Origin of the sequence: Nesterenkonia massiliensis (assembly GCF_000455245.1) — a bacterium.
In the GTDB taxonomy this organism is placed as follows: domain Bacteria; phylum Actinomycetota; class Actinomycetes; order Actinomycetales; family Micrococcaceae; genus Nesterenkonia; species Nesterenkonia rhizosphaerae.
On record NZ_HG005168.1, the window covers coordinates 113513 to 116878 of the forward strand.

The window sequence follows — 3366 nt, forward strand, 5'->3', positions numbered from 1 at the left end:
TATTGACCTGGACAGCGACCTCGGGCGCAACGAGCTCTTCGGGCCTGCAGTGATGGTGTTCAAGGCGAAGGACGAGGATGATGCCCTGCGCATCGCCAACAGCACCCAGTACGGTCTGATGGCCTCGGTCTGGACCCAGGACCGCGAGCGCGGACGGAACTTCGCCGAGCAGATCGAGGCCGGTATGACGTTCGTGAACACTCACATGGACTCCAGCCCTGAGTTCCCCTTCGGAGGCGTCAACAACTCCGGCTACGGCCGGGAGAACGCGGAGTGGGCGTTACGGGAGTTCACCAACGAGCGTCTGGTGCGTATCGCGAAGCACCCCACCGAGAGCTGATCCCCAGCCACGGAGGACTCTCTGCTGGCGAAGGCGCCGCCGCCCTTTACTGGGTGGCGGCGCCTTCGCGTCTGCGTTTCCTTCTCGACAGCCCCTCGCCAGGGCGGGTTTGGCGATATATCGTTGAGATGTACCGCACTCATCCCGAGTGACGGATAGAGGAGGTAGTGATGACACGCCCATCTGCCGGCGATTCACACTTCAGGTCCATGTTCGGTGACTCAGTCTTTGGTGACCGCCGCACCGGTATGCCCGGCGCACCAGGGGACATGTGGAATGCCCTGGACCAGCTGCGCAGCGCCTTCACCCACAAATCCCCGCCGCGAGCTAGCCGCGGCGATGTCCGACTGGCAGTGCTGACGCTGCTCGCCGAGCGGCCCATGCACGGCTACCAGATCATCAACGAGATTGAACAGCGCAGCGCTGGAGCCTGGAAGCCCAGCCCCGGTTCGGTGTATCCCACCCTGCAGCTGCTGGCTGATGAGGGTCTCGTCCGCGCCGAGACAGAGGCTGGACGAAAGACGTACTCGCTCACCGAGGAAGGCCAGGAGACAGTTGCCGCGTCTGAGCCGTGGGCGCCGCAAGGCCAGGGACCTGAACACCGCGGTGACGCGCTGCGGGGGCTCTCCAAAGCGGGTATGGACGTAGCCCAGGCAGCAGCCCAGGTGGGTCGCTCCGGTTCTCCCGAGCAGATTCGTCAGGCAGAGCGGGAACTCGCACAGCTGCGCCGGAAGCTTTACGCCATCCTCGCGCAGGACTGACCGGAGTGCTCAGCACGGATTCCGGAACTGCCCGGCTGCGCCAGGGAGCCGCGTGAGCGCAGAACCCAAAAGGCTGCGCGCCCGCTACCGGCGTATCCTCCGGTTTGCTGCATTTCACCTGATCCAACTCTGGTGGTTCGAGCTGTTCCTGCCTCGCTTGGGACTCAGCCGCGTGGCCGCCGTCGGGCGCTCTTCGAGAATGCGACGTTTGGCGCAACGATTCCACGTACTTGCAGCAGACTTGGGCGGGTTGATGATCAAGGTGGGGCAGTTCCTGTCCTCGCGACTGGATGTCCTTCCGCCAGAGATCACCAAGGAGCTTGAAGGGCTGCAGGACGAAGTCAGTCCGGTGCCGTTTGAAGACATCGCGGCGGTGGCTCAGGCTGATCTTGGGCTGCCTCTGAGCCAGGCGTTCAGCTGGGTGGATCCCACGTCGGTGGCTGCAGCTTCCCTCGGGCAGGCTCACCGTGCGCGACCACTAGCTGAGGACGCTGCGGCAGCAGGCTTTGACGCAGCCATGGTGAAGATCCAGCGACCGGGGATCGACGCCGTGGTTGACGTCGATCTGGCAGCACTGCGGAGGGTGGGCCGCTGGCTCTCACATATCCGGTTGGTCAGTGACCGCGTGGATGCCCCGGCACTGGTGGAGGAGTTTGCTGCCACCAGTCTTGAAGAGATCGACTACCTGCAGGAGGCGGCCAACGCCGAGCGCTTCGCGACCAATTTCGCTGAAGATCAGCGGGTGTCCGTTCCAGAGGTGATGTGGGAGCGCTCCACGCGTCGAGTGCTGACACTGGAGGACGTCACAGCCATCAAGATCAATGATGTGCAGGCGCTACGTAAAGCCGGCATTGATCCCTCCGCGGTGGCGGCGCAGTTCGCGAACGTGATGTTCGATCAGCTTTTTGTCCATGGTTTCTTCCATGCGGATCCCCATCCTGGGAACATCTTCGTGACGCCGACGCCGACGCCGACGCCGAGGTCCGCGGTCTCCGCAGCAGAAGAGTCTGCTCCGGACTGGCATCTGACGTTCATCGACTTCGGCATGATGGGCGAAATTCCTGACACTCTGCGCAATGGGCTGCGGCGGGTGTTCATCGCTGCGGCCTCGCGGGATGGCAAGAGCCTGGTGGACGGCATCCAGGACGTGGGGGTGCTGCTGCCTTCAGCTGATACCGCGGAGTTGGAACGGGCGATGACCCAGCTCTTCGCCCGGTTCGGCGGCATGGGGTTCGCTGAGCTGCGCGAAGTGGATCCGCGGGAGTTCCGGCAGTTTGCTCAGGAGTTCGGGGACCTGGTCCGCTCGCTGCCGTTCCAACTGCCGGAGAATTTCCTGCTGACCCTGCGCACGGTGTCATTGATCTCCGGGGTGTGCAGCACCTTGGATCCGCGATTCAACATCTGGGATGCCATCGAGCCCTACGCCCAGCAGCTCATCCGTGATCAGCGCGGACCGGCAGTGCAGGATGCCGCTCGGCAGGTGGCGATTGCGGCCTCCACCGCGCTGCGGCTGCCAGGCCGGATCAGTGAGACCATCGCGCGAGTGGAGGATGGCCGTATTGCGGTGCGGACCCCTGACCTTGAGCGACGGCTTATTGCGCTGGAGCGGACTGGGCGGCGCATCGTCTCGGCGGTGCTGTTCACCGGGCTGCTACTGGCCGGCATCCTGCTGCGCGCTGAGAGTGTCGCGCTAGGTTCGGTTGTCGCCGGACTCTCACTGATCCCGTTCCTGCACGCAGTGCTGCCCCGACGACGACGCCGCTGACGCGCGCCGAGCAGCCCCCCGGGCACGTTTCTCTCGGATTTTCGGTGCCTGCCAGCCCGTTTCCCTTGTTCGCAGCATCGAAAATCCGAGAGCATTCCCGCCGCGAGCCCCGCGGCCGCCCACGTGCGCCAATCGTGAAGTCGTAGTGCTCGCCGCGATCAGTTGCGAGAATGGACGCATGACGTCCCTCACGAGCGGCACGAAGACTGTCCTTACGGCGTTTTTGGTGTCCGGCGTCGTTCATCTGGTGCGGCCACAGGTGTTCGAACCGATCATGCCTGCGCCCCTGCCGTTCAAGCGCGAGCTGGTCTACGCCTCAGGGGTGGCCGAACTGCTCTGCGGAGCCGGACTGCTTCTGCCGCGTACCCGGCGCGCAGCTGGCCTGGGATCCGCGGTGCTTCTCATCGCCGTCTTCCCCGCCAACGTGCAGATGGCCGTAGACGCGCACCGAGCGGTCACGAAGAAGGGGTCGACGCCGAAGCGGCAGCTGATGCGCGCTG

Annotated in this window: 4 protein-coding genes; all 4 read left to right on the forward strand. The window is 64.5% G+C overall.

The window, feature by feature from the left end:
• The coding region (locus TX78_RS14320; RefSeq protein ID WP_044495143.1) for an aldehyde dehydrogenase family protein at window positions 1-340 on the forward strand (340 nt) is incomplete at its 5' end.
• A gap of 209 nt (window positions 341-549) precedes the next feature.
• Entirely contained in the window at window positions 550-1101 is a 552-nt protein-coding gene (locus tag TX78_RS07705) for a PadR family transcriptional regulator (protein WP_044495411.1), read from the forward strand.
• A gap of 52 nt (window positions 1102-1153) precedes the next feature.
• Window positions 1154-2866, forward strand: a complete 1713-nt coding sequence (locus tag TX78_RS07710; protein ID WP_044495144.1) for an ABC1 kinase family protein — start codon at window positions 1154-1156, stop codon at window positions 2864-2866.
• Window positions 2867-3044: 178 nt separating this feature from the next.
• The coding region (locus TX78_RS07715) for a DoxX family protein (protein WP_044495146.1) at window positions 3045-3366 on the forward strand (322 nt) is incomplete at its 3' end.